We start from the raw sequence: 26358 nt of genomic DNA, 5'->3' as shown, positions 1-26358 counted from the left end.
GCCCTCTTTTCATATGGGGCATCCGGCGCTTGCGCTGGAAGCGCTCGCTGCGGGGCGCGCGGAACGCCGCGTCCTTTCCATCGGCCGCGCCGCGACGACGGGTGCGCCCGCCGCGGCGCGGCCGTCGTCGCAAGATGGCCTAGATGCGGAGGATGCGAGCGCCAAGCCGCTCGGCGTCCCGCGGGTTGTGCGTCGAGAGCACGATTGCGCGATCGCCTCGGTGACGGTCGAGGAAGGTGAGCGCGAGGTCGCGAGCCCCTTCGTCCAGGCCGGTAAACGGCTCATCGAGAAGCGTGAGCTGCGCGGGCGCGGCAAGCGCGCGGGCGAGTTCGAGGCGACGTCGTTGGCCGCCCGAGAGCATGTCCGCCGGCCGGCCGGCGACCTCGGCAAGCCCGAGCTCGGCGAGCAACGCGCACGCGTCCGAACCTGGGGCGACGAGGAGTATGTTGTCCAGGCAGCTCAGCTGATCGATGAGGCGGGCGTCCTGGAAGACGGCGGATAGGTTCGTCTCGGCAGCGAGTTGGACCACGCCGGAACGGGGCTCGCATTGGCGCGCGATAGTGGAGAGCAGCGTCGTCTTGCCTGCTCCGGACGGACCCATCAGGACCAAGGTCTCACCGCCCCGCACGGTGAAGGTGAAGGGGCCCGCGGCGGCGAGGTCGTCGTGGCCGACGACGAGCTCGGAGGTGGAGAGGATGGCCGCGCGCTCGCTGGCGGCGGGAGACGCGGTCAGGCTGCGGCGGCTGCGCGCGAGGCGGACGGCCAGGCTTCCCGCGGCGGGCCATGTCGCGTCGAGCAGCATGAGCGCGACGCGCTCGAGCAGCCAGGCGACGGCGATGACGGTGACGGTCCATGCGAAGAGGTCGGCAGTCTCGAGCAGGAGCTTCGCTTGGTAGATGCGCTCACCGATGGAACCCGTGGGGGTTCCGATCAGCTCGGCGGCGACACCGGCCTTCCAGCTCATGGACAGCGCCGTCTCACTCGCGGCGCGCAGGTAGGGAAGCACATGGGGCCAGACGACGGCGAGCGCACGTCGCGCGCCCCGCATGCCGAACACGTCGGCAAGCTCCCGCATGCGGGGATCGACCGAGTCCAGGGCACCCAGCATGGGGAAATAGATCGCCGGAAGCACCATCAGGAACACGGCGGCCGTGCTGGCGTTGCGCGACCCGATCCAGATGAGCAGGATGACGACGATGCATGCGATGGGCGTGCCCTTTATGGCCGCCATGGCGGGACGCAGAAGGAGGCGGACCGCGTGAAGGCGGTGAGCGGCCAAGGCGCAGGCGCTTGCGGCGAGGTAGCCGAGCACCGTCCCCGCGACGATGTGCATCGCGGAGAAGGCGACATGGGACCAGAAGGAGCCGGTGGGCACGAGGTGCGCCAGGGCGGCGGCGGTGTCGAGCGGGCCGGCCAGGATGAACGAGCTGCCGACCAGCATGCTCACACCTTGCCATACGGCGAGCCAGAACACGACGGACCCGATGCGCGCGAGGGCGCTCGATCCGGAGGACGGGGCTTCGGTCGTCGTTCTGTTGAGCACGGCTATCACAAGATCCTTATGCTAGGCGTCGAGATCGAGGTAGAAGTCCTCGCCGGGGAGGGCGCCGCCCACGGAGGAGGGATCGGCATCGGACAGCACCTGCAGGTAGCCGGAGAGGGCGGCCGCCATGTCATCCCCAGTGATGCAGACGAGGTGGCATCCGGGGATCGCTTTGGCGGCGATCGGCTCGGCGTCGACGATGCCCGCCTCGACGACGAGCGGGGCCGCCGCGGACGGATCGTCGTTCACGGCGTCCACGGAGGCGTTCTGGGCCTTGAGGAACTCCTCGACGGCCTCGGGGTGCTCGTCGGCGAACGCGGCGCGAACGACGGTGGCGCCGGTCACCATGCGGCTGCCGTCCTCCGAGTAGGCGGACCAGACGTCGGTGAGGTCGATGGGTGCCGAGAGTGCGGGGTTCTTGACGAGCGCGGCGGTCACGAAGGGCTGCGGGAGGATGCCCACGGCGGAGGCGTCGGCGGCGAGCACGCTCACGACCTCGGCCGCCTCGCTTTTGAACTCGAGCGTGACGGTGTCGGCGATGCCTGCGGCGGCAAGCAGGTAGTTCATGGCGTACTCGGGCGTGGTGCCCTTGCCGGTGAGGTACACGGTGCGGTTCGCGAGCTGCTCGAAATCGGTGAGGGAGGCATCGCCGGTCACGACGGAGAGAACGCCGAGCGTGTTGATGTCGAGGCAGCGCACCCCTCCTTCGGTCTTGTTGTAGAGGACCGATGCGGCGTTTGCGGGGATGAGTGAGATGTCCAGGTCGCCCTTGATCATGGAGGGGAGGATCTCGTCGGCGGAGGTGGCGACGGTGAAGGTGTAGCCGTTCTCAAACGCGTCGGCGTCCTTCGCGCGGTCCATGAAGGAGACGAGTCCGATGGAGGTCGGCCCTTTGAGCGATGCGACCCGCACCTCGGTTGCGCTGGCATGGGAGGGCGCCGAGCCTGCAGGTGCGGAGCCGGCCTCGGCATGGCCCCCGCAGCCCGCGAGCGCGGAGGCGCCCGCCACGGCGGCGAGTCCCGCGGCGAGGACGCCGCGTCGGGAAATGACGGTGTAATCGGTTGATGCGTGCTTCATGAGGACTCCCGTTCGCGTTGTAGGTATATCGATTGTGAACGATACACCCGCACGGCGGCGCGGGCGCAACACGTCGAATCTTTTTACTGTTCTTGGTTCGTCGCAAGCGCTCGTGTCGCCCGGGGGCCATTAGAATGGAGGTGCACATACCTGCCGAGAGGGGACAGAAACCATGAGCAATACCATGCGCGGCGTCTACACCAACGTGACGAAGATCCGCCGGACCGTGTTCGAGGAGGTCGCTCGCCTCGCTTACGAATGCCAGGAGGAGGACTACTCCTGGGTCGACGAGCTGCCATACCAGATCATCCAGGGCGACGTCGCCTCCTATCGCGAGAGCGTCTTTTTGGAGCGCGCCATCGTGGGCGAGCGCATCCGCCTGGCGATGGGCCTTCCGCTGCAGGGCGTCGATAAGCCCGCGAAGCTTTCGGAGGGCGTCGCCGAGGCCGCGAAGCCGGAGACGTATTACGAGCCGCCGCTCATCAACGTCATCAACTTCGCCTGCAACGCATGCGAGGACAACGTCTACCGCGTGAGCGACGCTTGCCAGGGCTGTCTTGCCCATCCCTGCCGCGAGATCTGCCCCAAGGGCGCCATCTCCTTCGAGGGCGGCCGCGCCGTCATCGACCAGTCCAAGTGCATCAAGTGCGGTCGCTGCGCCAACGTGTGCCCGTACTCCGCAATCCACCATCACACGCGCCCTTGCGCCGAGGCCTGCGGCATGAAGGCCATCGGCTCCGACGACCAGGGCCGCGCGAAGATCGACTACGACAAGTGCGTATCCTGCGGCCAGTGCCTCGTGAACTGCCCGTTCGGCGCCATCGCCGACAAGAGCCAGATCTTCCAGGTGATCAAGTCGATTCGCGAGGGGGACGAGGTCATCGCCGAGGTCGCCCCGGCTTTCGTCGGCCAGTTCGGCGGCAAGGGCAACGTCGACAAGCTGCGCCAGGCGTTCAAGGAGCTCGGTTTCACCGGCATGGAGGAAGTCGCGCTGGGCGCCGACCTCTGCGCCGTCCAGGAGGCGGAGGACTTCCTCGAGGAGGTTCCGGCGAAGATGCCGTTCATGGGAACCTCGTGCTGCCCCGCCTGGTCGGTCATGGCCAAGAAGGAGTTCCCGGAGCATGCCGAGAACATCTCCATGGCCCTCACGCCCATGACGCTCACCGCCCGCCTCATCCGCAAGCAGCATCCCAAGGCGAAGATCGTGTTCGTCGGGCCGTGCGCCGCGAAGAAGCTTGAGGCGATGCGCCGCAGCGTGAAGTCCGAGGTCGATTTCGTCCTCACCTTCGAGGAGATGGCGGGCATGATGGCCGCCAAGGACATCGACTACACCCAGCTTGCCGGTGAGGGCTCGAGCGACTTCGACGTGGCGAGCGCCGACGGCCGCGGCTTCGCCGTTTCGGGCGGCGTGGCGAACGCCGTCGTCAACGCGATCCATCGCGACCATCCCGATATGGAGGTCAAGGTCGCCAGCGCGGAGGGCCTGAACGAGTGCCGCAAGATGATGAAGGCGGCCGTGAAGGGCAAGTACGACGGTTACCTGCTCGAGGGCATGGCGTGCCCCGGCGGTTGCGTGGCCGGTGCGGGCACCCTTCAGGGCATCACCAAGACCGCGGGCGCGGTCAAGGTGTACGCCAAGAAGGCTCCCATCGAGACGGCGCCGGAAAACTCGTATTGCAGTCTGATCCACGAGCTCGAGCGCGATGCGGACGGCAAGCGCGACACGAGCGATGCGGTGGCCGAGTCCTTCGAGGCGCTGAAGCCCGCAGAGGAGTAGGCGGTAGCCGCTCGGCGCTTCGAAGCGGACCGAACTTGACGGGGCCGGATGCTCGTTAGAGGGCATCCGGCCCCGTTTCGCGTGCAGGGCCACGGGGTTCGCGGCGGGGCGCCGCGGCGTTTCGAGCGGGCCGCGACAGGGCGCTTGCGGTGTGTGCGACGTGCTGCTTTGCCGGATGCTCACGCGACGATAGGGCGCGATGCCGTTCGTCGCGGCGCCGCGGTCCCGCTTGCGCATGGCGCCCGCTGTATCGCCTGAGGCTAGATGGTGAACTCCGCGTACGCTGTCGCGGGGTCGTCCGGGTCTTTGGTGTCGGCGCCGGCCGAGAGCGCTCCCTCGTCGCGCAAGAGCTTGGAGATATCGAGGTCGGGGTTTTGGCAAGCGATGTCGAGCAGTTCGATGAAATCGCGGATCACCTCGCGCGGCGTGAGATGCGTGTCGGCGCCGACGCGACCGAATTCGATCTGCAGGAACGCCGCAAGGTCCTCTTCGGTGACGGTCGACGTGTAGCCGAAGTAGCCGGCATGGATCTGCCCGAGCTTCTCGATGAGCACGAGCAGCTCCTCATGGGTCAAGGGATGCAGGCGGATGATGGGAGCGAGCATGTCGCGCATGTCCTCGCGTGCGAAACGCCCCTGCGTGAGACGGCTTCGTAGCGCCTCGTAGCTGAAGACGCCGCGCCTGCGGTCCTCGATGGAGGTCGGCGTCCCTCCCATGATGATGCCGAGATGCCGCGCCTTCCCTTGAAGGGTGTCGTTGTACATGGTGAGAATCTTCTCGTAGTTGTACTGGCGCGTGATCGCGTTGGGGATCTTGTACAGGTTCACGAGCTCGTCGATCAGCACGAGCAGTCCCCGATAGCCCGCGCCGGTGAGGAACGCGGCGAACAGCTTGATGTAGTCGTACCAGCTGTCATCGTCGATGATCGTCGAGGTGCCCAGGTCGGCGCGCGCCTCGGTCTTCGTCCGGTATTCGCCGCGCAGCCAGCGGAGCGCGCACGACGCCCGCTCGCCATCGCCCTCGATCGAGGCGGTGCGGTAGGTCATCAGCATGCGCGCGAAGTCGAACCCGTGAACAAGCTCTTCAAGGTGCGCGATGGAGGCCCGTGCGGAGGCCTCGTCCCCGGCAGGCGCGGAGGCGACCCAGCGGTCCAGGATGAGGCCGAGCGCGCCTCCCTCGGGTCTCGTTTTGGTGGAGAGGTTGCGGATGAGCTCCCGATACGTGGCAAGGCCCTGCCCTTGGCCGCCTTGGAGGCGACGCTCGGGAGAGAGGTCGGCGTCGGCGACGACGAACCCCTCGCCCATGGCGTGGGTCCGGATCGTCTGCAGCAGGAAGCTCTTGCCCGCGCCGTAGCGGCCGACGAGGAAGCGGAAGCTCGCCCCGCCCTCGGAGATGAGGTCGAGGTCGGTGAGCAACGCACGGATCTCGACCTCGCGCCCGACCGTGATGTAGGGCAGGCCGATGCGCGGCACGACGCCGCCCTTGAGTGAGTTGAGGATGACCGCGGCCACGCGCTTGGGGACGCGCGGGCCGGAGGTGACGGCGGTGTCAGGCATGGGCGAGCAGCTCCTCTATATCTTCTCGGTAATCTTCCACGATATGCGGGCCGTTAGCGTCGAACTCGACGGCGGTATCCCCGAGGGCGTCGAACAGCGCCTCGTTGACGGCGTCGGCGAGCAGGTCGACCGTGGTTCCGGCCTCGCGGGCGGATTCGGCGACGCGCTCCGGGTCTCCTTTGAGCAGGGCGCGGAGGAACGAGGCCTGCGGGCCGTCGAGGCCGTGCGGCGTGGGGCCGTGCGGGTGATTCCCGGCGGGTGCAAGGGACGCCGGCGCATCGGTCGCGCGCCCCGCCGCATCGGCGTCGTCGCGTGCCGTTGCGGCGGGGCGCGACTTCGTCCTGCCGGCGGGAAGCGGTGCGGGGCCGTCGGGCGCGAACGGGCCGTCTGCGCCCTCCGCCGCGGTGGGCTCGGTTTGCGTGCGGTCGGGATCCGTTGCCGCCTCGTGTCCGGCCGCGTCTCCATCGGAGGAGACGCCAGCGCGGTCGGCCGCGTCGAGCATGGACCCCGCGCCCTCGCGTTCCTCATCGACGAGCAGCGCCTCGCGCGTCTCCTCCGCGGTCCGCCGGATGCCGGCGAGGCGGCTGAGGTCGATGGCGATGCGGCGGGGCGCATGCGCCTCGTGCCACGAGGTCCAGGCCGCAGCCTCGGCGTCGATGATGGCCGCTAGGTACTTGGGGACCTTCTCCTCCTTGAGCGGATGGCCGAATCCGACGGCGGCGCGCAGCCTTCCGTCGACCGCGCGCAGCACGCTGCCGAGCTTGGAGCTGCGCCCGACCGCCCCGTGCACGCGCTCGCAGGTCCAAAGGCCGTTGCGGCATCGGTAGCGGTGGACTGGATCGAGTTCGTATACGCTGTCGGGGTGGGGCAGCGGATCGAAGAAGACGGCGGATGCGAAGATCGTGTAGGGAAGCTCGGCGCTCGAACCGAACAAGCGCTCGATCACGTCCGATGCGCGGGACCGGGCATAGTGGTCGGCAAGACGGAGCCAGACCGACCCTGCGACGTGGGCGACGGCCTCGGGTTGTTCGCGGTAGAGCTTCCCGGAGCAGATTCGATAGCTCGAGAGCTCGTCGAGGGCCGCGATGAGCGCGGATTCGAGGTCTTGCTGGGCGGGCAGGGGCAGGCCCTTGGGGGCTTTGCGCCCAAGGGCGCGGGCGGCATGTGCCCGAGCGTCGAGCGCCGTGGCGGTGGCGCGGCGGAGCTCGACGAGCGCCCGGTCGTGCCGCAGGGTGCGGGTGTTGCCCAAAAGATCGGCCGGGAGGGCGTGGTATACGGCGAAGTCTTGCATCCAGACGCTGCCGAGTCGAAGGATCGCGCGGTCGTGGGCGCTGAAGGCATCGCAGAACCTCTGCATGAGGCGCAGCCCGTCGGCCGGGTCCTCGTAGCCGACGCCTGCGATGAGCTCGTACAGGTAGAGATATGCGAACGAGGTGGGCGCAGGCGGAACGTCACCGGATCGCACGCGTGCCCTCCAGGTGAAGTACCCGCGCAGCTGCCGGTCGTTCAACGAGCCGTATGTCGGGAAATAGGCGACGAAATCGCCCCGATAGGGGCAGTCATCCTCGAAATCGGCCATGAACTCCGCCTGCCGCACGAAGAGCTCCGCCTCGGTGAGCCATCTGCCGGCCCGCCCGCCTGCGCCCTCCTGCCAGCGCGAGATGGCGCGCATCTCGCGGTAGCGTTCGGGGAGGTAGCTCGACATCTGGCGTCCCGTCTTGAGGATGGGCTCGCTGCCGAAGACCGTGTCGGAGAAGTGCGAGCTGCGCTTGAGGCGCTCGTCGTTCATGATCTGGTCGATGATGCCCTGGATGTCCGCCATGCCGCCCTCCTCTCCCCGCGGTCGCAGCCTCCATCGTACCACACAATACAAACATGCGTTCGTATTTTCCGTCCGCGACCGGAGGCTCGACGCTTTACCGGCACGGGACGGGCGGAATCAGCGGAGCATGCGGTCCCGCACCAGGTACTCGGCTCTGGAGATGCCGATGGGTGCGGCCAGCACGCCGCGCTCGGTCTCGAATCCAAAGAGCGGGGCTGCCTCGTCGAGCGAGATGCCGCAGCGCACGGCGCCGATGAGCCCGTCGATGGCGACGCTCGCGCGCTCGCGCAGCCTTCCCATGCGCGGCCTGCCCGCCGCGGGAAGGGCGAGGCGGCCGCCGCCGAGGGCGACCCCGCCCATCCACGTGCCGCGCCCGCCGCCGAGTGACGCGCCGAGCGTCTCGAGGGCGATCGCGGCGTCGTCGGGGCGATGGCGCTCGCTGGCCACGAGGCCCCATACGCGGGCGTCGGCGCCCAGCTCGCCGCGCCGTCCCAGGAGCGTGAGCGCTGCCGCCGTATCGGACAGGGCGGTATCGGGGTCGCTCGCGATCACGACGAGGCGCTCCAGGGGCCGCGTCTCCGCAGGCCGCGCGCTCGTCGTCTGCCCGGCCTCCTCCGTGCGCTCGATCCGCTCGGCGGCGAGCCGCGGAGCCGGATGGGGGAGCTGGCGCCGCGAGAGCTCCTCGTAGGCGGCAAGCGCCTGCGCGAAGTCCTCGGACAGCCTGCGCGCGGCGTCGCCGCCCGCCGCATCGAACGCGGCGTAAGCCACGACGCGCTGTTCGCCGGAGTCTTGCCCGAACGTCGAGTCGGTCATGCGCCAAGCCTTCCTCTCCTGCATGCATGCACCCTGCGTACAGCAGCTTACACCAGGGCTCGGACACCGAGGCCTCGGCGTGGGGCCCGTCATGTGGGCGCCTCGCATCGGGACCGGTGGCTAAGGCGGCTCCGCGTCGCGCCGCCGTTCCGCTTGTGCGCCGGCCCCGGGTTTCGCCTGCGTTACAGAGCGCCTGGCGCCCGTGCGCCTGCGGTATGCTGCTTGCGACGAACAGCGGCGGAAGCGGGGGACACGACATGCCAAAACTACTCAACACGGCGCTGGGCTCGCTTCGGCCCTCCGGCATCAGGCGCATCAACGCCCTTGCTGCGCAGCGCCCGGGATGCATCGCGCTCGCCCTGGGGGAGCCGGATTTCGGGACTCCGGCCCCGATCGTCGACGCCGCGGCCCTATCGCTCGCCTCGGGTGCCACCCACTATCCTCCGAATGCCGGCACGCCGGAGCTGCGGCGCGCCCTGGCGCGCTACATGGCCGCTTCGGGCCTGGCGTACGAGCCGGATGAGGTCGTCGTGACCTGCGGGGCCACCGAGGCGCTGGCCGCCACCTTCGCCGCGCTGCTGAATCCGGGCGACGAGGTCGCGATCCTCACTCCGGCGTTCGGCCTGTACGAGTCGCTCGCGCTCATGAACCATGCGGTCCCGGTCCCGGTCGACACCGAGCCCCATGGGTTCCAAATCGACGAGGCGGCCCTGCGGCGGCGCATCTCGCCTGCGACGAAGGCGATCGTGCTGTGCTCGCCGGGCAACCCGACGGGATGCGTGCTGTCGACGGGGTCCCTGGACGCGATCGCCCGCCTCGCCTCCGAGACGGGGATCTACGTGGTGTGCGACGACGTGTACAACCGGCTCGTGTACACAGGGGGCTACGCGCGCTTCGCGGCGCTCCACGGCGAGCTGCGCGACCGCATCGTCGTGGTCGACAGCTTCTCCAAGCCGTGGGCGATGACGGGGTGGCGCTTGGGATGGGTCGCCGCGTGCGCCGACGTCGCGTCGGAGATCGCCAAGGCCCACCAGTTCACGGTCTCCTCCGTCCCCGCGTTCGAGATGCCTGCGGCTGAGTGTGCGCTGACGTGCGACCCCGCCCCGATGCTCGAGGCGTACCGGGCGCGCCGCGAGCGTGTGATGGCGGCCCTTCGAGACATGGGGCTTCCGCTCGTCGAGCCCGCGGGGGCGTTCTACGCGTTTCCGAACGTCGGCCGCTTCGGCCTGCCTTCCGATGCCTTCTGCGAGCGCGCCATCGAGGAGGCGGGCGTCGCGCTGGTCCCTGGGACGTGTTTCGGATGCGAAGGGTATGTGCGCTTGTCGTATTGCGTGGCCGATGAGGATCTCGACGAGGGCCTGCGCCGCCTCGCGTCGTTCGTCGCGCGGCTGTCCGACAAGGACGCCTGAGGACCTTCGGTCCGGCTCCGAGCGCAGCGGGGGCGGGATCCGTTCGGTTCGTGGCTGCGACCGAGGGGCGTGGCGCACGTCGCGCCCGCGCGTGCGGCGGATGGGCGACGCGCCCCGGATGGGCCCTTAGCTCCGCTTCGATCGTTTGAGCCCTCGGGGCACCTCGCGGTATGTGCGCAAAACGTGGGGGAGAATGCTGCTTGCTTGACTGGTATTGATCCAACGGGCATACTGGCGAAGGTTCAAGCACGAATCCGCTGCCGGAGACAGCAGGCGCTGCGGGCGTTAAGCCCAAGGCTTAATGGGGAAACCCGCCCGCCGAGGTGGTCGAGCAGATATGTCTTCTCGCCCCCGTCGCTCTTCGCAGCGCGGGGGCTTTTCTTTTCAGGCATGCCCCCGTCACTCTTGCAGGGGAGCCGTGCCCGGGAAGAAACACAAGGAGGTGTATTTCATGCCACAGCAGTACAAGATCGACAAGGTCGCAGAGATCGAGTCTCGCGTCGAGGCCAACGCCGGTGTGTTCGTTGTCAACTACAACGGTCTTACCGTCAAGCAGGCCGAGGAGCTGCGTCATCAGCTTCGCGAGGCCGGTGCCGAGATGAAGGTGTACAAGAACAACCTCGTCCGCATCGCTCTGAAGAACCAGGATCAGCCGGAGATCGACGACATCCTCGTCGGTCCCGTCGCCTACGTGTTCTACGAGAACGAGCCCGTGGAGGCCGCTAAGGCCCTCAAGGAGTTCGCCAAGAAGTCCAAGGGTGTTCTCGAGATCAAGGGCGGTATCTCCGACGGTCAGGCGGTTTCCGCCGAGGAGGTCAACGCTATCGCCGAGCTGCCCACCAAGGATCAGCTTCTCGGCCAGATCGCCGGCCTCATCAACGGCTTCGCCCGCGACATCGCTGTTTGCGTCAATGGCGTTTCCAGCGGTCTTGCTCGTACGGTCCAGCAGATCTCCGAGCAGAAGGCTGCCTAGCAGCCGCTCGCGGCGCCCGTCGCCGCATCCCCGGTGCATCCGCACCTTTCATTCATGTGATCTCCCTGCCGTACGGTAGGGAAACCGAAAGGACTTAGAAATGGCTAAGCTTACCAACGATGAGATCATCGAGGCCCTGAAGGAAATGACCCTGCTCGAGGCTTCCGAGCTCGTCAAGGCCATCGAGGAGACCTTCGGCGTCTCCGCCGCCGCTCCCGCCGCCGTCGTCGCCGGCCCTGCTGCCGCTGCCGAGGAGGCCGAGGAGAAGACCGAGTTTGACGTCGTGCTCGAGGGCTTCGGCGACAACAAGATCCAGGTCATCAAGGTTGTCCGTGAGCTCACCTCCCTTGGCCTGAAGGAGGCCAAGGAGGTCGTCGAGGGCGCTCCCAAGGCCGTCCTCGAGGGCGTCAAGAAGGAGGACGCCGAGGCCGCCAAGGAGAAGCTCGAGGCTGCCGGCGCTGCCGTCACCATCAAGTAGTTCTCCGCAGGCGCATCGCCTGCAGGCTGCTCGCATCTTCGCATGTGCGCAAGGCGGGGCCCTTCGTGGGTCCCGCCTTTTTTTCGTGCCGCGATTCCGGACGCGCTTCGATTGATGCGCCGACGCAGGGTCTGGGCGGACGCGGTGTTCGCAATTGCGCAGTTCCCACGCATATTGGCTGCTGACGGCCCATTTTGCGCACGTTTGCCGTAAAGTTTTGCCCGTATGTTTGGCGCCGTGTCTGGGCGTCGTCATGTAGTTCGGCCACAGCGCCGCAACGCCGAAAGGATCCTCACCCATGAAGGCCATCATCCCCGCAGCCGGTCTGGGCACCCGCTTCCTGCCCTCCACGAAGTGCACCCCTAAAGAGATGCTCCCCGTCCTCGACAAGCCCGTCATCCAGTACGTCGTCGAAGAGGCCCTCGAGCCCGCCGAGGTCGACGAGGCCATCATCGTGACTTCCCCCGGCAAGCCCGAGCTGCTTTCCTACTTCCAGCCCGACCGCTCCCTCGAGCGCCTACTGCGCGAGCGCGGCAAGTCCGCCTACGCCGACGCGGTGGCCGCGGCCGGCGACATGCCGGTTGACTTCCGCTACCAGTACGAGCCGCGCGGCCTGGGCCATGCGATCCGCTCCGCCGCCGACGCCGCGGCCGGCGAGAGCTTCCTCGTCCTGCTGGGCGACTACGTCGTCCCGGCCCGTGACATCTGCACGAAGATGCTCGAGGTCTCCCGCGCCCACGCCGGCGCGTCCGTGATCGCGGTCGCCCCGTGCGCGCCCGAGGACGTCTCCCGCTACGGCGTCATCGCCGGCGAGCGCGTGGGGTCCCTGTGCGGCAGCGAGTCCGCCGCCGACGAGGAGCCGGGCGCCGTGTGGCGAGTCTCCGGCCTGGTCGAGAAGCCTTCCGCCGAGGAGGCGCCCTCCAACCTTTACATCGTGGGCCGCTACCTGCTCTCCCCGCTGGTCATGGATCTGCTGGCCGACCAGGAGCCCGGTAAGGGTGGCGAGGTCCAGCTGACCGACGCCATGGCGCGCAGCCTCGAGCGCGAGGCCATGTACGCCGTCGTCATCGATCCGCTCGAGGGCTTCGACACCGGTACGCCCTCCGGCTGGATGGCCACAAACGCCCTCATGGCCGCCGCCGACCCGCGCTTCGCGGCTGACTTCTGGGCCGCCATCGACGAGCGCGGCGGGCTCAAGCGCGGCTAGCGTATCCTTCCGCGCGAGAGCGCGCGGATTGAATCACAGATTATGGGGTCCGCACGGTTCTTTCGAGCCGTGCGGACCCCATTGCTTTTGCTGGCTGATTGTTGTGTTTGCTCCCGAGTGCGACGGCCTGTATCACCCAAAGAGCTTTTCCTTGATGCGCCTTCCAGTCGGGGTGGCGGCCAGGTCTGTCTGTGCGGTTTCCCGAAGACATGAGGGCACGGGCGAGGTGACGACGCAAGACTTGCGGGTGCGCTGGGGGGTGACCACGTCAACGCGAGCAGCTTATGAGGCAGCACGATGCGGCGGGTTGCGCGACCTCGGCGAGCGAGGGGCGTAACAGCACGCGGGGAAGACCAACGAGGGTGTATAGGATCCCGTTAACAGAACATCATTCGAGCACGTCTTCTTTTGATGCGATCGCGAGGACAGACAGATGCCCGCCTGATTGAATTGCTGCATAATGTCGGTTTTGTAGAATGATATGCACCGACTAGCATATAAAAGCTCCCCAGGACGGACAAAACCCCAGATAACCCTTTGATGAATCTGACCGTTTCGCGCACTGTGCGAAACGAGGCCAACATATCCGTCATTTTGCAGCAAGTCCATCCTATGCAAAGGTGAGATGAGCCGGAGGAACGTGGTTTAAGTCCCCGGACCGCATCAAGGCGGCTGCGGAGGACGGGCTCGGGCCGCTCGTCCCCGGCCTCGCTTTCGCGGATTCTGCGAGCGGTGCTATTCAGGCCGATTCGCGGTGCTTGCCCCCCTGCGTTCCGTCGGTGCCGCTAGGGGCGGTCTGACGCCTCCAGGCGCCGCATCTCACTACGGTCTCGCGTGCGAAACCGTGGCTGTCCAACTTGCCGCACCTGAACGATCTGGTTGACGCCCCGTCATCTGGGAATACAGGGCGCCTGCGTGCATGCTTGGAAAGACAAAAAAATCCCCGGTCGGGCAAGCCGGCCGGGGATGGATGCGCCTGGGCGATCGGGTCGCGGCTAGCGAACCTGGGCCACGTAGGCGACGTTCGTGGAGGTCGCCTTGCCGTCGAGCTGGACGGACATGCGGGGATCGCCGGCGGTGGCGACGGTGAGGTCGCCCTCCTGCACGAAGCCGAGCCCCTTGGCGGTCTCGATGGACTTCATGATGGTGCCGTTGACGGTGCCCTGGGTGATAGCGGCAAGGTGCGGCTCCACGCCCCAGTACATGATCATCTGCTGGACGGCCCAGTCGTGGCGGGAGAACGCCAGGATGGGCATCTTGGGACGGAAGTGGGAGATCAGGCGCGCGGTGCGGCCGGTGGTGGTGGGGACGGTGATGCACTTGGCGCCCACCGTGGCGGCCATGTTCACCGCGGACATGCCCACGACGTTGTTGATGACGCGCGTGCCGTGCGCGTTCTCGGGCATCTTGAGGGGGGCGTGCTCGGGAAGGTACTTCTCGGTCTCGGCGGCGATGCTGGCCTGCATCTTCACGGCCTCGACGGGGTACTTGCCGGCAGCGGTCTCACCGGAGAGCATGACGGCGTCGGTGCCGTCGTAGATGGCGTTGGCGACGTCGGCCACCTCGGCGCGCGTCGGGCGCGGGTTGTGCTGCATGGAGTCGAGCATCTGGGTCGCGGTGATGACGGGCTTGTAGGCCGCGTTGCACTTGGCGATGATCTCCTTCTGGACATGCGGGACGAGCTCCGGGGCGATCTCGATGCCCAGGTCGCCGCGGGCGACCATGATGCCGTCGGAGGCCTCGAGGATCTCGTCGAACTTCTCGACGCCGAGGGCGCACTCGATCTTGGGGAAGATCGAGACGTGCTCGCCGCCGTTGAGGCGGCACAGGTCGCGGATCTCGTCGACGGCCTTGCCGTTGCGGATGAAGGATGCGGCGATGTAGTCGATGTTCTGGGTGAGGCCGAACAGGATGTCGGCGCGGTCGCGCTCGGTGACGGCGGGCAGCGAGATGTCGACGTTGGGGATGTTGACGCCCTTGCGCTCGCCGATGACGCCGTTGTTCATGACGACGCAGTGCATGTCCTGGCCATCGATGGACTCGACCTTGAGGCCGACGAGGCCGTCGTCGATCAGGATGATGGAGCCGGCCTCGGCCTCGGACGGAAGGTCGAGGTAGTCGAGGGAGATGTGCGAGGCGTTGCCGAGCCAGTCCTCAGAGGTGGGTTGGGCGGTGACGACGATCTTGTCGCCGGCGTTCACAGTGACCTTCTGATGGCCCTCGAGCAGGCCGGTGCGGACCTCGGGGCCCTTGGTGTCGAGCAGGATGCCGACGGGGCGGCCGAGCTCGCGGGCGATGCGGCGGACGCGCTCGATGCGACCCTGGTGCTCCTCATAGGAGCCGTGCGAGAAGTTGAAGCGGGCGACGTTCATACCCGCCTCGATCATCTCGCGGATCGTCTCGTCGTTGTCGCAGGCGGGACCCATGGTGCATACGATCTTAGTGCGCTTGTACATTCAGACCTCCATCTGTTGTTTAAGGCACGGACGAACAGGGTGGTAAAACGAATTACTGCTGGGATTATAGTGCAAACTCAAACGGGGTGCGGCGTGAATCCGCGCACGCGTGCGCTCCGTATGGGCGCCCGCATCTCGGATGAGCGTTCACATACAACCATGATAGGGAAGCGGCGCCGCGTTGTGGAGTATCCGTTTCAGAGCGCCCTGTTTCCACAGCATTACCGCGCGCCGAAATAAGAGCGTTGACGAATGGTTTCGAACGGGGTCCGTTCACGGCCGCTGCGAATGGGGTCAGGGGTCGGGATGTCCCGCTCGTCGCGAGATTCGCGCCGCTTGCAGTAAAACGTTGGCATGACGAACCGTCATGGATGATTCTGAAGAAATTGGCCAATACCGGGAAAACCCCACGTCGAGTTGGGTACGATATACCATCGTGACAAGCCCTTGCCCCAAGGTGGGAATTATAATCGGGTGTCAGACTGTTGGAATGGGGTGCGGGGCACCGCATCTCAAGGGGAGATACTCCAGAAGGGATTTGTCTATGGAAAAGGAGTACCTGGCTTCGGTCGAGGACGTGCTCGATGCGCAGTCCTCGAACGCCGAGGCGGGATTGTCGGCAGCTGAGGCCGCTGCGCGTCTCGCCAGCGTGGGTCCCAACAAGCTCGAGGAAGAAGAGAAGACTCCCATGTGGAAGCGCTTCTTCGAGCAGATGGCCGACCCCATGGTCATCATGCTGCTCGTCGCGGCCGCCATCTCGGTCATCACCGGCTTCATCCAGGGCGAGCCCGAGTGGGCCGATGCCGCCATCATCCTGTCCGTCGTCATCCTGAACTCGGTGCTCGGCGTGGTCCAGGAGGCCAAGTCCGAGCAGGCGCTCGAGGCGCTGCAGGAGATGAGCGCCGCCCAGTCCAAGGTCATCCGCGACGGTAAGCTCGTGCAGCTGCCCAGCTCCGAGCTGGTTCCCGGCGACGTCGTCCTGCTCGAGGCGGGGGACTCGGTCCCGGCGGACTGCCGCGTGATCGAGAGTGCCTCCATGAAGATCGAGGAGGCCGCCCTCACCGGCGAGTCCGTCCCCGTGGAGAAGCACGCCGAGCAGATCACGCTTGCCGCCGATGCGGACGACGTGCCGCTGGGCGACCGCAAGAACATGTGCTACATGGGTTCCACCGTCGTGTACGGCCGCGGCCGCGCCGTCGTGGTGGGCACCGGCATGAAGACCGAGATGGGCAAGATCGCCACGGCGCTCACCAACGCCAAGAAGGAGCTCACCCCGCTCCAGATGAAGCTCAACGAGCTCTCCGGCATCCTCACCAAGCTCGTCCTCGCCATCTGCGTGATCATCTTCGCCGTCGACATCTTCCGCCACTTCGGCGAGCTGGGCTCCAACCCGGCCATGCTGCTCGACACCTTCATGGTCGCTGTGTCCCTGGCTGTCGCCGCCATCCCCGAGGGCCTCGTCGCCGTCGTCACGATCGTGCTGTCCATGGGCGTCACCAAGATGTCCAAGCGCCAGGCCATCATCCGCAAGATGACCGCCGTCGAGACCCTCGGCTGCACCCAGATCATCTGCTCCGACAAGACCGGCACCCTCACCCAGAACAAGATGACCGTCGTCAAGCACGAGCTCGCCGCCTCCGAGGAGAAGTTCCTCGCCGGCATGGCGCTGTGCTGCGACGCCAAGTGGGATGAGGAGAAGGGCGAGGCTGTCGGCGAGCCCACCGAGTGCGCCCTGGTCAACGATGCAGCCAAGGCTGGCATGCAGGGGCTCGACGTCGAGCACCCGCGCGTGGGCGAGGCCCCGTTCGATTCCGGCCGCAAGATGATGTCCGTCGTGGTCAAGGACGTCAATGGCGATTTCGAGCAGTTCACCAAGGGCGCTCCCGACGTCGTCATCGGCCTGTGCACTCACGTGTTCGAGGGCGATAAGATCGTCCCCATGACCGATGAGCGCCGCAACGAGATCCTGACCGCCAACAAGGCCATGGCCGACCAGGCCCTGCGCGTCTTGGCTCTTGCCAACCGTACCTATGACGTCGCCCCCACCGATTTTAGCCCCGAGGCCCTCGAGCACGACCTGGTGTTCTGCGGCCTGTCCGGCATGATCGACCCGGTCCGCCCCGAGGTCACCGCTGCTATCGCGGAGGCCAAGGAGGCCGGTATTCGCGCCGTCATGATCACCGGCGACCACATCGATACCGCCGTGGCAATCGCCAAGGACCTGGGCATCGTTTCCGACGCCTCCCAGGCAATCACCGGTGCCCAGCTCGACAAGATTTCCGACGAGGAGTTCAAGACCCGCGTCAAGGACATCTCCGTCTACGCCCGCGTCCAGCCCGAGCACAAGGCCCGCATCGTCGACGCCTGGAAGAACCTGGGCAACATCGTCGCCATGACCGGCGACGGCGTCAACGACGCCCCGTCCATCAAGCGCGCCGACATCGGCGTGGGCATGGGTATCACCGGCACCGACGTCACCAAGAACGTCGCCGACATGGTCCTCGCGGACGACAACTTCGCCACCATCATCAACGCGGTGGAGGAAGGCCGTCGTATCTACGACAACATCCGCAAGGTCATCCAGTTCCTGCTGTCCGCCAACATCGCCGAGGTCCTCTCGGTGTTCGTGGCGACGCTGATCGGCTTCACCATCTTCCAGCCGGTCCAGCTGCTGTGGATCAACCTCATCACCGACTCCCTGCCCGCGCTCGCGCTCGGCATGGAGGAGGCCGAGGGCGACGTCATGAAGCGCAAGCCCCGTAACGCCTCCGACGGCGTCTTCGCCGGCGGCATGGGCCTCGACATCGCGTTCCAGGGCGTCATCATCACCCTGCTGGTGCTCGCGTCCTTCTTCGCCGGCGTGTACTTCGACATGGGCTACATCGACATCGCCGACATGATCGCCGGCACCGCCGATGCCGAGGGCGTCACCATGGCCTTCATCACCCTGTCCATGGTCGAGATCTTCCACTCCTTCAACATGCGCAGCCGCCGCGCCTCCATCTTCTCCATGAAGACGCAGAACAAGTGGCTGTGGGGCGCCGCCGCTCTCGCCCTGGCGCTGACCGTCGTGCCGGTCGAGGTCGACTTCCTGGCTGAGGTCTTCGGCTTCATGCCGCTGCCGGTCCACGCGCTGCTGACCGCTCTGGGCTTGGCGTTCCTGATCATCCCGATCATGGAGGTTTACAAGGCCATCATGCGCAAGGTCGAGAAGGACGCGTAGGCGTTCGCATCGACAGGGCCGCAACGGTCTTTCGAGAGGGGCACGGTGCATCCGTGCCCCTCTCTTTATGCGTGTCGATGGCATGCGGCACGTAAGCGTTTGGCGACGAGTGCACGTTCGGGCTGCGGACGGGTCTTCGTGTTGAGGACGAAAGGCGCGCACCGAAGGTCCGTGCGCCCATAGAAAATGTAAAAGCATGGCTTGCGGGACGGTTAGGTACCAGATTGAGGTACCTAACCGTCCCGCAAGCCATGCTTTTTGAGAGGGCAGCTCTGAAGGCCCGCCGAGCGTCTGTGCCCAGCCTTCAGCGAGACGAGATGTATCGCTTCTTGTAGCTTTTTGTGTATCGCATGCGGGGCGCACGATCCATGGGGTGAGCGACCGGGGTCCCGATGAGCCCGTGCTGCAAGATGGACAGAACAGCTAACGTACGGCGCCCACTCGTGCTTCGCAACTATCACTTCCTAATACGAAAGTAAATGACGGTCGAAATGCTCCGGATATTCTAAGGAGTGATGCGTAGATGGCGGTCCATATCGTCGAAGAGGCACATCGGTGCCTGGGGTGCAAGCGGCCTCGATGCGTGGAGGGCTGCCCGATCTCCACGAACATCCCCGAGGTGATCCGGCTCTTCAAGCAAGGGGATATGGAGACGGCCGGAAAGATGCTGTTCGACAGCAACCCGCTTTCGCTGGTCTGCTCGCTCGTGTGCTGCCATGAAAAGCAGTGCGAGGGGCACTGCGTGCGCGGTATCAAGGATGTGCCGGTGCACTTCAGCAGCATCGAGTCGTTCGTGTCCGACCTCTACCTCGATCGCATGGCGATCGAGTGCAGGCCGTCGAACGGACACCGCGCGGCGGTGATCGGCGGCGGTCCCGCAGGAATAGCCGTGGCAACCGTGCTGGCTCGCGAGGGATTCGCGGTCATGATCTTCGATTCCAAGGATAAGCTCGGCGGCGTCATGCGCCACGGCATCCCCGAGTTCCGCCTGCCTCGGACGGTCCTCGACCGCATCGCCCGCCGGCTTGCGGAGATGGGCGTGAAGTTCCGCGCAAGCACCACGATCGGCGGCGCCCTCGAGATCGGGGACCTGATGCGGGACGGCTACGAGGCGATCTTCGTGGGGACGGGCGTCTGGCGCCCGCGCACGCTCGGCATGCGCGGGGAGCCCCTTGCGAACGTGCACTTCGCGATGGACCATCTGGGGAATCCCGACGCATTCGAGCTGGGGGAGACGGTCGCGGTGGTCGGCGTGGGCAACACCGCCATGGATGTCGCGCGGACGGCGCTCCGCCACGGAGCGCGGCGCGTGCGGCTCTACGCCCGGACGCGCGAGGTGCACGCGAGCACCGAGGAGCTCGATTACGCTCGGCTCGAAGGTGCGGAGATCGTCTACGGGCATCGCATAGTCGAGCTGACGGACGCGGCCCCCCTGTTCGAGGTGACGGAGTACGACGAGGCGGGGGCCGTGCTGGGGACGAGTCCGGAGCCCGTGCTCGCGCCGGCCGACTCGACGGTCATCGCCATCAGCCAGGGCCCGAAGAACAAGCTCGCGCTCACGACGCCGGGCCTCGAATGCGCTGAGGACGGGCTTTTGATGGTCGATGAGCGCGGCATGACGACGGTTGACGGGGTGTTTGCAGCGGGCGATGCGGTCACCGGGTCGAACACGGTCGTCCATGCTGTGGCGGCGGCCAAGGAGACCGCCCGCGCGATGGCCGACTACATGCTGGGCACGGCGGTCGAGGCGGGCGCTTAGAGCGCACCGGCGCTTTCCTTGCGCTACACTGGGCTTCGTCTGATCAGAGAGGGGTCCGCATGGGAAAGGCCAAGGCAAAGGGCAAGACGAAGCAGAGGGTGCGTCGCCGCCGCGAGGTCGCCGCCGCGCGCGACGTCTCAGAGCTTGCCCGCGACCTGCCGTGCCTGGACACCCTGAAGGATGTCCCGTCGTTTGCGGACCTCAAGTCCGATGACCGCCAGCGCGCCGCGTTTCGCTCGTATGTCGAGGAGGCGGCCGCTTCCGACCCCGTCTCGGCGGAGGAGCTTTGCATGGGGTTCGTGGTGCGCCTGGATCGAGGCTTCCCCCTGGTGGCAACCGAGGGCGCGACGTTTCGCGCGGAGCACGCGGTGACCTTCGCGAAGACGCGCGGTGAGGAGGAGCGCCTGCTGCCGGCCGTGGGCGACGCCGTGGCGGTCCGCGTGCCGGACGGCCACGACATGGGGGTCATCGAGTGCGTGCTACCGCGACGGACCTCGTTTGCGCGCTGGCGCGGGAAGAACCGCGGCGAGCGCCAGGTCCTCGCGGCGAACGTCGATACGATCTTCATCGTGCAGCCACTCGGCGCCGACCGTTCCGATGCGCCGATGATCGACCGTATCGCCCGCTCGCTCGTGCTCGTGAACGATTGCGGGGCCGAACCCGTCGTCGTGTTCACCAAGTCCGATCGCGTGGGCTCGACGGAGGTCGAGCGTTTGCGCGGCGAGGTGGCGCGCGTTGTGGGGGAAGGCGTCCGTATCATCGCGACGTCCGCGGCGACCGGCTCCGGCTTGGACGAGGTGCGCGCGAGCATTCCCGCCGGGTCCTGCGCGATGATCCTGGGGGAATCCGGGGCCGGCAAGTCGACGCTGCTCAACGCGCTGCTGGGCCACGAGGCGCTCGAGACCGGCGGCGTGCGCGAGCGCGACGACATGGGCCGCCACACGACGGTGGCGCGCGTCATGGTGGCGCTGCCTGCGCCCTGCGGGGTGGTCGCCGATGCACCGGGATTGAGGAGCCTGCCGCTCGTCGGCCACGAACGAGGGCTCGCCCAGACGTTCCCCGCGATCGTCGAGGCGTCCCGGTCCTGCCGGTTCCGCGATTGCACCCACACGCATGAGCCGGGTTGCGCGCTGCGCGAGGCCGTGACGGACGGCTCGGTGGACGAGGCCGCCCTCGACGCGTTCCTGGCGCTGGCGAACGAGATGCGCGTGAGCGCGCAAAGCCTCGACCCGGACGTGCAGCTGTAGCGTCTCGGGCCTACGGGCGCGCCAAAGGGGACAGGTCCGTGCCAAAGGGGACGTACCCTTTTGGCACGGCGCGCTTCAGGATTTTGCCGCATCCCCTCAAGCGAAAGACCCGCTTTGCATCGCGATGCATCCGTGTGGCCCTGACGATATTTAGAACCGATTCTGGATCCTGTCGATTACCTCGACTGGCCTGAACCTGTGGTTAGGCCAATTGCCGTCGAATCGGCTTGCAGATAGAAAACGTGTCCGCATGTCAAAGAGTTTGCAGGGCTGCATGCTGTAGGCCGCGTTTGATAAACGAGATTTGCATCGATGCGTGCTAAAGTGCTGCCTCTTCTGGCGCGCAGAGACGAATGACACATGTGCGCCCCTAGATGTTTGAGCAAGACGGGTGCCGCGGGCGATCTTCGAGGTCGGGCCGCGGCACCCGTTTTGCATCACATGCGGATCCATGTTAATCGCGCCATATGACGACGTGTCAGTAGAGCTCTCTGTTAACTGCTTCGAGCGAAGTTACCTCCTTTACGGGGGCATCGGCATCTTGTCTGTGCGCGTTTTCACCGTCGGGCGCTTTTGCGAATGCCGCCGCAATGAGCCCAGCGAGTTGTCGTGAACCGTTCGGCGAGTCGATGCAACCGTTCGCGGCGTAGCATACAACCACAAAACATCTAGGACGTAATAGACGTATATTACGTTACAGATAAAACGTGAGCAGCCGAGGCTGCCCACGCGGGGACGGCGAGCAGTTGAGGAGGTGAACAGGTTGGACAAACGGATTGTGATTGCCACGCATGGCGAGTTTTCCAAGGGCATCAAGACATCGCTCAACATGATTTTCGGCGATGCGGTGCCCGTGGAATATGTGACGGCGTACGTGGATCCGTCGATGGATTACTCCGAGGAGTTCAAGAGGATCGTCGCTGAACACGATTATGAGAACTCCGAGCTGGTCGTTATGACGGACGTTCTCGGTGGCTCGGTGAACAACGAGTTCATGGGCCTGCTGGACACGTACAGCTTTCACTTGGTGACTGGCCTCAATCTCGCTCTTCTAATCGAGGTCGCTGCATGCCCGGCTGAGAGCCTGGCGGCAGAGCTTCCCCGCATCGTGGAGCGCGCCAAGGAGCACATCGTCCTTTGCACCGATTTGGCGAACGGTGCGGCGCAGGACGAAGCGGAAGAGTTTTAAGCAAACGAAAGGAGCCGGAAAGTGATCGAGCTCGTACGTATCGACCATCGCTTGCTGCATGGTCAGGTCGCCTTCTCGTGGACGAAGACGATCGGCGCGGACTGCATTCTGGTCGCCGACGACGATGCCGCCACGAACAGCCTCAAGATGACGACGCTGCGTCTGGCAAAGCCCCAGGGCGTGAAGCTCGTCATCAAGACGATCGACGACAGCATCAAGGCGCTCAACAGCGGTGTCACCGATAAATACAAGCTGTTCATCGTCACCGGCAGCGTTGCCGATGCCAAGCGTATCTGCGATGCATGCCCGCAGATCGAGAGCGTCAACCTTGGCGGCATCAAGAACCGCGAAGGGTCCCGTCAGGTCGCTCAGGCGATTTTCCTGCTTCCCGAGGAAGAGGAAATGCTGCACGAGCTGGCCGGACGCGGAATCGAACTCGAGATTCGTCAGGTTCCCACCGAGAAGAAGGAACTGTACCGATAAGCGACGCGAGGGCGTCATAACAGGAAGAGGGTATTCATTATGTTACAGCCGATGCATGAGCTTTTGCAGGAGGCCAAGAAGGGCGGATACGGCATTCCCGCCCCCAACGTGTACAGCCGTTTCACCATGGAAGCGTGCCTTCAGGCGGCCGCAGAGCTCAATTCGCCAGTTATCCTGGGAGTTCCCGGCGTGTTCGGCATCGAGGAGATGGGTGAGCTCGCTCGCTTCTACGAGCGCCGCTTCCCGCAGGTTCCCTTTGCGCTGAACCTCGATCACGGTGGTCCTTTTGAGCATATTATCCGTGCCGTCCGTTCCGGCTTCTCCTCGGTCATGGTCGATCGCTCCACGCTGCCGTACGAGCAGAACGTCGAGGAGTCCTGCGAAGTCGTCAAGATCGCGCATGCTGTGGGCATGTCCGTCGAGGCCGAGCTTGGGCATGTGGGTCAGGGCAACGAGTACGCCGAGACCCGTGATGCCGGTCTCACCCATCCCGAGGAGGCCGCGGCGTTCGTCGAGGCCACCGGCGTGGATTGCCTGGCGGTCGCCGTGGGCACCAGCCATGGCGCCTACAAGGGGACTCCGCACCTGGAGTTCGACCTGCTCAAGACCATCGCCGAGAGCGTCGACGTCCCGCTGGTCCTGCATGGCGGCTCCGGCACCGGCGACGATCTCATCGCACATGCCATCGAGTGCGGCATCCAGAAGGTGAACCTCTGGACCGATCTCTCGCAGGCCTCCAACATGGCCGTCAAGGACCAGATCGAGGCCGATTACGCGCCGGACGTCGACCCGGACAAGAAGAAGATCAGCTCCTGGCAGTACGACCTCTTCGGTGCCGAGGCCTACAAGAGCGCGCTCATGCACTACATGAACGTGTTCGGCTGCGTCGACAAGGCCTAGGGGCTCGATTCCCATGCGCATGCTCCCGACCAACCAGATTTGGCGCTACTGGAGCTTCGAGGAGTTCCTCGAGGACGTGAGCGCTCTGGGGGTGCGCGATGTCGACCTGTGGCTGTGCAACAACCACGTGAACATCGACGCCCACGGGGCGTACAACGCCGATGAGGTTGCGCGGGGCATGCGCCGGCACGGGCTGCGTGCCGTGACGCTCACGCCCGAGCAGGGCAATCCGAAAGCCTACAACGTGGCGTCTCAAGACGGGGAGATCCGGCGTCTCACGCTTTGCTACTACCGGCAGATCGTGCGCCTGGCGGCAACGCTCGGGGCGGAGCGCATCTCGCTCAACGCGGGCTGGTTTCCCTTCGATGCCGATCGGGATCGCGCGTGGGACGCCATGGTCTCCATGCTCGGCAAGATTTGCCGCGCGGCGGCGGAAGAGGGATTGACCGTCGCCTTGGAAACCCTGGTGGACAAGCCGTACCGCCTGGTCACGAGCTTGGAATCACTGGGTGCCGCGCTTTCGGATGTGGGCGAGCCGAATCTTGGCGCAACCATCGACACGGGTACCGTCGTCCGCAACGGCGAGGACATCGACGCGTACCTGTCCCGTTTCGGTAGCGAGTTGGGGTACGTGCACCTCACGAACCTCAACCGCGACATATTCGCCCATCTGGCCTGGGGGGACCGGCTGGGCGGTCTGGACCCGCAAGACCTGTTGCGCCGGTTTGCATGCGCCGGCTACACGGGGGACGCGGCGCTGGAAATGACCAAGCCCTCATATTTCGAAAGGCCGCGGGACGTGCTCTCGCGCGCACTGACAACCTTGAGAGGATGTGAATGTTGATGCTGATTCAAGCTCTGCTTGCCGGCCTCGTGGTCGGAATCTCGAAGATGGATTACTTCTTCGGCTACAACATGCTCAATCGACCGATCGTCGAAGGCGCCCTCATGGGCCTTGTCCTAGGCGATCCCGTGACGGGTACGATCATCGGAGCCACGCTGGAGATCGTCTTTTTGGGTTCGTTCCCCGTCGGGGCGGCCGTCTCGCCCGATGGCGGTACCGCTGCGGGCGTTTCGACTGCGTTCGCCATCATCACCGGCGCCGGCGCGGCCGTGGGTACCGCGTTCGCCGTGCCGCTGGCGCTCCTGGGCGGCTTCGCGTTCGTGCTCTGCAAGTTCATCAACAACGCTTTCGCCGAGGCCATGAAGGCGCAGCTCGCGAAGGATAACGACAAGGCCGCCCGTGCGCTCTTCTGGGCCGGCAGCTGGATCGGAACTTTCGGCCTGTACTTCCTCATCGGCTTTCTGGGCGTCTTCTTCGGCAGCTCCGCGCTCGAGGCGGCCGTCGCCGCCATCCCCACGCAGGTCATCAACGGCCTCGCTTCCGGCGGCAACCTGCTTCCCGCCGTGGGCTTCGCGCTCCTGCTCACGATGATCATGGACAAGAAGCTTGCCCCCTGGTTCTTCATCGGCTTCATTCTTGCTGCCTACCTGCAGCTCCCCGTCATCGCGGTAACGCTTCTGGCGACCTTCGCCGTCGCGCTCATCATCTTTGCCCGCGATGAGAAGACTTCTGCCGCTTCGACTGTGGATATGGGTGATGACAATGAGTTCTAACGAGACCACGACCGGCAAGCTCACCGATGCCGACCTTCGTCAGATCTACGGCCGCTATGTCCACCTCAACGGCATGAACGATTATCCCGGCCAGATGCACGCGGGCTTCACCTACGCGATGATCCCCGCCCTCAAGAAGATCTACGCCGACAACAAGGAGAAACGCGTCGAGGCCTATACCCGCCACATGAGCGAGTACTTCAACGTGACCCCGTACGTGGGCGGCCTGCCGCTCGGCGTCGTCCTCGCCATGGAGGAGCAGAACGCCCAGGATCCCGACTTCGACACCTCGACCATCACGGGCATCAAGACCGCCCTCATGGGACCGCTCTCCGCCATCGGCGACACGGTGTTCCATGCCACGCTGCGCGTCATCGCCACCGCCGTGGTCATCTCCATGGCGTCCGCGGGCAACATCGCCGGCCCCATCCTGTTCATGCTGATCTTCAACATCCCCCAGCTTATCACCCGCTGGGTGACCCTCAAGAGCGGCTACCGGATGGGCACCAAGCTGCTCGAGCAGGCGGAGTCCTCCGGCATCATGGAGAAGATCTCCTATGCCGCCTCCGTGATCGGACTCGCCGCCATCGGCGCCATGACCGCGTTCAACGTGAACCTCACGACCGCGCTCACCATTCCCAACGCCGCCGGTGGCGACCCCACTATGGTTCAGGCTCTCTTCGACACCGTTTGCCCCAAGATCCTGCCGCTCTGCCTGGTCCTTTTGTGCTACTGGCTGATCGGCAAGAAGAAGGTCAACGTCGTTCCGCTGCTGCTCGGTCTGCTGATCGTGGGCGTCGCCCTCAGCATGCTCGGCATTATCGCCTAA

20 protein-coding genes are annotated in these 26358 nt (G+C 65.7%); 14 read left to right on the top strand and 6 right to left on the bottom strand.

Annotated elements, in window-relative coordinates:
• Positions 1-139 precede the first annotated feature (139 nt).
• Positions 140-1543 carry an ATP-binding cassette domain-containing protein gene (locus tag BQ7355_RS01280; protein WP_143761651.1) on the bottom strand — a complete coding sequence of 468 codons (1404 nt, stop codon included), beginning with the start codon at positions 1541-1543 and terminating at the stop codon, positions 140-142.
• A 21-nt stretch (positions 1544-1564) separates the two neighbouring features.
• Positions 1565-2620, bottom strand: a complete 1056-nt coding sequence (locus BQ7355_RS01275; protein ID WP_072414569.1) for an ABC transporter substrate-binding protein — start codon at positions 2618-2620, stop codon at positions 1565-1567.
• Positions 2621-2792: 172 nt separating this feature from the next.
• Between BQ7355_RS01275 and BQ7355_RS01270 the strand changes: the two genes are divergently transcribed.
• Positions 2793-4397, top strand: coding sequence for a 4Fe-4S dicluster domain-containing protein (locus tag BQ7355_RS01270; protein WP_072414568.1), 1605 nt, complete (start codon positions 2793-2795; stop codon positions 4395-4397).
• 260 nt (positions 4398-4657) lie between these two features.
• On the opposite strand, the gene BQ7355_RS01265 is transcribed toward BQ7355_RS01270, so the two are convergent.
• From BQ7355_RS01265 to BQ7355_RS09135, 3 genes are all read right to left on the bottom strand, one after another.
• The gene (locus tag BQ7355_RS01265; RefSeq protein ID WP_072414567.1) at positions 4658-5953 is read right to left on the bottom strand and encodes an ATP-binding protein; all 1296 of its coding nucleotides are present in this window, start codon (positions 5951-5953) and stop codon (positions 4658-4660) included.
• Positions 5946-7775: a TerB N-terminal domain-containing protein gene (locus BQ7355_RS01260; RefSeq protein ID WP_072414566.1), complete on the bottom strand. Its 1830-nt coding sequence runs from the start codon at positions 7773-7775 to the stop codon at positions 5946-5948. The genes BQ7355_RS01265 and BQ7355_RS01260 overlap by 8 nt, the downstream gene beginning before the upstream one ends.
• 117 nt (positions 7776-7892) lie before the next feature.
• Positions 7893-8612: a hypothetical protein gene (locus BQ7355_RS09135; RefSeq protein WP_159430427.1), complete on the bottom strand. Its 720-nt coding sequence runs from the start codon at positions 8610-8612 to the stop codon at positions 7893-7895.
• A gap of 233 nt (positions 8613-8845) precedes the next feature.
• On the opposite strand from BQ7355_RS09135, the gene BQ7355_RS01250 reads away from it, so the two are divergent.
• From BQ7355_RS01250 to BQ7355_RS01235, 4 genes are all read left to right on the top strand, one after another.
• Complete coding sequence (locus BQ7355_RS01250; RefSeq protein WP_143761649.1) at positions 8846-9997, top strand: pyridoxal phosphate-dependent aminotransferase; 1152 nt, start codon at positions 8846-8848, stop codon at positions 9995-9997.
• Positions 9998-10448: 451 nt separating this feature from the next.
• The gene (gene rplJ, locus BQ7355_RS01245) at positions 10449-10970 is read left to right on the top strand and encodes a 50S ribosomal protein L10 (protein ID WP_072414563.1); all 522 of its coding nucleotides are present in this window, start codon (positions 10449-10451) and stop codon (positions 10968-10970) included.
• A gap of 100 nt (positions 10971-11070) precedes the next feature.
• Positions 11071-11448, top strand: a complete 378-nt coding sequence (rplL, locus tag BQ7355_RS01240) for a 50S ribosomal protein L7/L12 (RefSeq protein WP_072414562.1) — start codon at positions 11071-11073, stop codon at positions 11446-11448.
• Between the two features lie 298 nt (positions 11449-11746).
• The gene (locus tag BQ7355_RS01235; RefSeq protein WP_072414561.1) at positions 11747-12655 is read left to right on the top strand and encodes a UTP--glucose-1-phosphate uridylyltransferase; all 909 of its coding nucleotides are present in this window, start codon (positions 11747-11749) and stop codon (positions 12653-12655) included.
• Between the two features lie 995 nt (positions 12656-13650).
• Here BQ7355_RS01235 and pyk read toward each other — a convergent pair.
• Positions 13651-15111, bottom strand: a complete 1461-nt coding sequence (pyk, locus tag BQ7355_RS01230; protein WP_072414560.1) for a pyruvate kinase — start codon at positions 15109-15111, stop codon at positions 13651-13653.
• A gap of 544 nt (positions 15112-15655) precedes the next feature.
• On the opposite strand from pyk, the gene BQ7355_RS01225 reads away from it, so the two are divergent.
• The 9 genes from BQ7355_RS01225 (at position 15656) to BQ7355_RS01185 (ending at position 26358) form a co-directional block, all read left to right on the top strand.
• Positions 15656-18334: a cation-translocating P-type ATPase gene (locus tag BQ7355_RS01225; protein ID WP_072414559.1), complete on the top strand. Its 2679-nt coding sequence runs from the start codon at positions 15656-15658 to the stop codon at positions 18332-18334.
• A 523-nt stretch (positions 18335-18857) separates the two neighbouring features.
• Positions 18858-20093: an FAD-dependent oxidoreductase gene (locus tag BQ7355_RS01220; protein ID WP_072414558.1), complete on the top strand. Its 1236-nt coding sequence runs from the start codon at positions 18858-18860 to the stop codon at positions 20091-20093.
• Positions 20094-20152: 59 nt separating this feature from the next.
• Positions 20153-21340 carry a ribosome small subunit-dependent GTPase A gene (rsgA, locus tag BQ7355_RS01215; RefSeq protein ID WP_072414557.1) on the top strand — a complete coding sequence of 396 codons (1188 nt, stop codon included), beginning with the start codon at positions 20153-20155 and terminating at the stop codon, positions 21338-21340.
• A gap of 763 nt (positions 21341-22103) precedes the next feature.
• Positions 22104-22529, top strand: a complete 426-nt coding sequence (locus BQ7355_RS01210; RefSeq protein ID WP_072414556.1) for a PTS sugar transporter subunit IIA — start codon at positions 22104-22106, stop codon at positions 22527-22529.
• A 21-nt stretch (positions 22530-22550) separates the two neighbouring features.
• A complete protein-coding gene (locus tag BQ7355_RS01205) occupies positions 22551-23012 on the top strand; it encodes a PTS sugar transporter subunit IIB (protein WP_072414555.1) in 462 nt (153 codons plus the stop codon).
• Between the two features lie 39 nt (positions 23013-23051).
• Entirely contained in the window at positions 23052-23912 is an 861-nt protein-coding gene (locus tag BQ7355_RS01200; protein ID WP_240307281.1) for a class II fructose-bisphosphate aldolase, read from the top strand.
• Between the two features lie 13 nt (positions 23913-23925).
• Positions 23926-24756: a sugar phosphate isomerase/epimerase family protein gene (locus BQ7355_RS01195; RefSeq protein ID WP_072414553.1), complete on the top strand. Its 831-nt coding sequence runs from the start codon at positions 23926-23928 to the stop codon at positions 24754-24756.
• A complete protein-coding gene (locus BQ7355_RS01190) occupies positions 24756-25529 on the top strand; it encodes a PTS mannose/fructose/sorbose/N-acetylgalactosamine transporter subunit IIC (RefSeq protein WP_072414552.1) in 774 nt (257 codons plus the stop codon). Before BQ7355_RS01195 ends, BQ7355_RS01190 begins: the two co-directional genes overlap by 1 nt.
• Positions 25519-26358 (top strand): PTS system mannose/fructose/sorbose family transporter subunit IID, encoded by an 840-nt coding sequence (locus tag BQ7355_RS01185; RefSeq protein ID WP_072414551.1) that lies wholly within the window; start codon positions 25519-25521, stop codon positions 26356-26358. Before BQ7355_RS01190 ends, BQ7355_RS01185 begins: the two co-directional genes overlap by 11 nt.

This window comes from Collinsella phocaeensis, from assembly GCF_900119895.1.
GTDB lineage: Bacteria > Actinomycetota > Coriobacteriia > Coriobacteriales > Coriobacteriaceae > Collinsella > Collinsella phocaeensis.
The sequence above is the reverse complement of the archived record's forward strand: the minus strand, read 5'-3'. Positions and strand labels throughout refer to the sequence as shown.

Excerpts from the sequence above, each read along its gene's own strand:
- BQ7355_RS01275 (WP_072414569.1), bottom strand. The coding sequence starts at position 2,620 with ATGAAGCACGCATCAACCGATTACACCGTCATTTCCCGACGCGGCGTC.
- BQ7355_RS01270 (WP_072414568.1), top strand. The coding sequence starts at position 2,793 with ATGAGCAATACCATGCGCGGCGTCTACACCAACGTGACGAAGATCCGC.
- BQ7355_RS01265 (WP_072414567.1), bottom strand. The coding sequence starts at position 5,953 with ATGCCTGACACCGCCGTCACCTCCGGCCCGCGCGTCCCCAAGCGCGTG.
- BQ7355_RS01260 (WP_072414566.1), bottom strand. The coding sequence starts at position 7,775 with ATGGCGGACATCCAGGGCATCATCGACCAGATCATGAACGACGAGCGC.
- BQ7355_RS09135 (WP_159430427.1), bottom strand. The coding sequence starts at position 8,612 with ATGCAGGAGAGGAAGGCTTGGCGCATGACCGACTCGACGTTCGGGCAA.
- BQ7355_RS01250 (WP_143761649.1), top strand. The coding sequence starts at position 8,846 with ATGCCAAAACTACTCAACACGGCGCTGGGCTCGCTTCGGCCCTCCGGC.
- rplJ (WP_072414563.1), top strand. The coding sequence starts at position 10,449 with ATGCCACAGCAGTACAAGATCGACAAGGTCGCAGAGATCGAGTCTCGC.
- rplL (WP_072414562.1), top strand. The coding sequence starts at position 11,071 with ATGGCTAAGCTTACCAACGATGAGATCATCGAGGCCCTGAAGGAAATG.
- BQ7355_RS01235 (WP_072414561.1), top strand. The coding sequence starts at position 11,747 with ATGAAGGCCATCATCCCCGCAGCCGGTCTGGGCACCCGCTTCCTGCCC.
- pyk (WP_072414560.1), bottom strand. The coding sequence starts at position 15,111 with ATGTACAAGCGCACTAAGATCGTATGCACCATGGGTCCCGCCTGCGAC.
- BQ7355_RS01225 (WP_072414559.1), top strand. The coding sequence starts at position 15,656 with ATGGAAAAGGAGTACCTGGCTTCGGTCGAGGACGTGCTCGATGCGCAG.
- BQ7355_RS01220 (WP_072414558.1), top strand. The coding sequence starts at position 18,858 with ATGGCGGTCCATATCGTCGAAGAGGCACATCGGTGCCTGGGGTGCAAG.
- rsgA (WP_072414557.1), top strand. The coding sequence starts at position 20,153 with ATGGGAAAGGCCAAGGCAAAGGGCAAGACGAAGCAGAGGGTGCGTCGC.
- BQ7355_RS01200 (WP_240307281.1), top strand. The coding sequence starts at position 23,052 with ATGTTACAGCCGATGCATGAGCTTTTGCAGGAGGCCAAGAAGGGCGGA.
- BQ7355_RS01195 (WP_072414553.1), top strand. The coding sequence starts at position 23,926 with ATGCGCATGCTCCCGACCAACCAGATTTGGCGCTACTGGAGCTTCGAG.
- BQ7355_RS01190 (WP_072414552.1), top strand. The coding sequence starts at position 24,756 with ATGCTGATTCAAGCTCTGCTTGCCGGCCTCGTGGTCGGAATCTCGAAG.
- BQ7355_RS01185 (WP_072414551.1), top strand. The coding sequence starts at position 25,519 with ATGAGTTCTAACGAGACCACGACCGGCAAGCTCACCGATGCCGACCTT.